Source organism: Pseudomonadota bacterium (genome assembly GCA_010028905.1).
Taxonomy (GTDB): Bacteria; Vulcanimicrobiota; Xenobia; order RGZZ01; family RGZZ01; genus RGZZ01.
In genome coordinates this window covers 1-1,991 of sequence record RGZZ01000688.1, presented here as the reverse complement: position 1 = coordinate 1,991, position 1,991 = coordinate 1, and the positions used below count along the sequence as shown (strand labels likewise).

General features: G+C 67.5%; 3 protein-coding genes. 1 reads left to right on the top strand and 2 read right to left on the bottom strand.

Features of this window, described 5'->3' with window-relative positions:
• Window positions 1-254, bottom strand: a 254-nt coding sequence (locus EB084_24375; protein NDD31400.1) for a hypothetical protein, incomplete at its 3' end; no start/stop codon positions are given.
• On the opposite strand from EB084_24375, the gene EB084_24370 reads away from it, so the two are divergent.
• On the top strand, window positions 253-1,284 hold the full coding sequence (locus EB084_24370; protein NDD31399.1) for an alpha/beta hydrolase: 1,032 nt from the start codon (window positions 253-255) through the stop codon (window positions 1,282-1,284). The genes EB084_24375 and EB084_24370 overlap by 2 nt on opposite strands.
• Here EB084_24370 and EB084_24365 read toward each other — a convergent pair.
• Window positions 1,262-1,991 (bottom strand): hypothetical protein (locus EB084_24365; GenBank protein ID NDD31398.1); only part of this gene is annotated, 730 nt, incomplete at its 5' end. The two genes, EB084_24370 and EB084_24365, sit on opposite strands and share 23 nt — an antisense overlap.

Genomic DNA, 1,991 nt, shown 5'->3' with positions numbered 1-1,991 from the left:
TCGTCGTCGTCTTCTTCGTCGTCTTCACAGGCCACCGTTGAGCCTGTCGCCCGTGATTCGAGCAGGGGGGGCTGCGTGGAGGCGATCTCCGCCACGAGGCGCTGCACAGCCAGGGTGACTGCGTCGAGGTCGGGGGTGACGCGCGACCGCTCGGCAGCGGTCGTCTCGCCCTGCGAGGCAACCGTGTCGTCGGAGCGCAGGCTCGCGGGTTCGGGAGCGTTGGGGGGATTCTCGTTTTCGTTGCTGCTCGTCATGTCTGTCTCCAGAAGGGGGCGATGGCGCGGGCAGGGGCTGCTGTTGCGCTGGGTTGCCACTGCACACGTGGAAGACGTCGCGTCTCGCCCGTGGGTTCCGCACCGCGCGATCGAGTGCACGCGATCCGCGGGCTTGCGCGCGGCAGGGGAGCGGTCTCGGCGGAAGAAGTCACCTTCACCCGGGAATGGAGGTCGCATGCGCCTCGCCGTGACCATCGCAGTCTGCATCGCCACGATCTATGCTTCGATCTGCGCCGCATTCTACGTCATGCAGGGCAGGCTTGTCTACGTGCCCGCTCGCGCCCTCAGCTACACCCCCCGGCATCTCGGCCTCGCCTACGACGAGGTCGCTCTCACCGCCGAAGACGGCGTGCGCCTCAGCGCCTGGGTCGTTCGCGGCTCCGCGAGCGGCCGTTGGATGCTCTACTGTCACGGCAACGGGGGGAACCTGTCGACCCATCTCGGCTCGATTCGCACGTGGCATCGGGCGGGCCTCAACGTTCTCATGTTCGACTACCGCGGATACGGGCGCAGCGAGGGGGAGCCGTTCGAGCAGGGGCTCTACCGCGATGCGGAGGCCGCCTGGCGGTATCTCACCGAGACGCTGCGCATCTCCCCCGCGGAGATCGTCGTGTATGGCGAGTCTCTGGGCGGTGGCGTCGCGACCTGGCTGGCCGAGAAGCACGCGCCTCGGGCGCTCATGCTCAAGTCGACGTTCACCTCGGTGGCCGACATGGGCGCGCGGCTCTACCCCTGGCTGCCTGCGCGTCTGCTCTGTCGAAACCTGTTCCCCAGCGTCGATCGCGTTGCGCGCATCGACTGCCCCATCTTGTTCCTGCACGCGCCAGATGACCCGCTCATCCCGTATGAGATGGGGAAGCAGCTGTACGCCGCCAGCCGCGCTTCGTCACGTGAGCGGCGTTGGCTCGACGTTGACGGCGGGCACGGGGCCGGGGTCGACACCCAGTCGCCGCAGACCCAGCGGGCGGTGGTCGACTTCGCGACGGCTACGCTGGGTACCCCTGGCTAGGATACGCACCGCCCACGAAGGCGCCAGACGGGGCACCCATCGGATAGCCGCCCGCGCCCATCGCCGTGGGATAGGAACCGTAGCCGGGAACGCCGGGCTGGACGTTGACACTGTAGCTCGTTCTCGGATAGGCGTTGTAGCCGCCCATCGTTCCGTAGCCGCCCATCGTGCCGTAGCCGCCACCATAGGCACCGGCGCCATAGGTGCGGCCGTAGCCGCCCATCGTGCCGTAGTCACCCATCGAACCGTACTGGCCGCCGAGACCGTTGGCCACCTGGTTGTAGCGGCTCAGGATGCCGTGGCGCACCTGCGCGTTCTGGGCCGTGACCTGGGCCATCTCCATGGTGATCTGGTTGTTCAGGCTGGCCTGGTACATCACATTTCCGGTCTCGGTGCTCACCGCGCCGTTGAAGATCTGGCCGAACATCTGTGTGGCCTGGCCCAGGTCGGCCTGCAGGTGCTCGATGTACTGGTTGTCGTCGGAAGCCGCCTTGCCCTCGCTCTCGAGGCGCTGCGAGAGGCTCTCGAGATGCTCGTGGGCCCACGAGAGGAGGCCGAGGTGCTCACGGAGCTCGTTCGATGAGGCCATGCTGCTGCGCTCGCCGAACTCGGTGTTCTTCTTCAGCAGCACCTCGTTGAGCTGCTGGGCCTGCTCGATGGGCGACCGGGTCGTGTCGACGAGGGGTTCAGCGGCCGTCTGCGTGGGC

Coding starts and splice junctions, on each gene's coding strand:
- EB084_24370 (NDD31399.1), top strand. CDS start 253: ATGTCTGTCTCCAGAAGGGGGCGATGGCGCGGGCAGGGGCTGCTGTTG.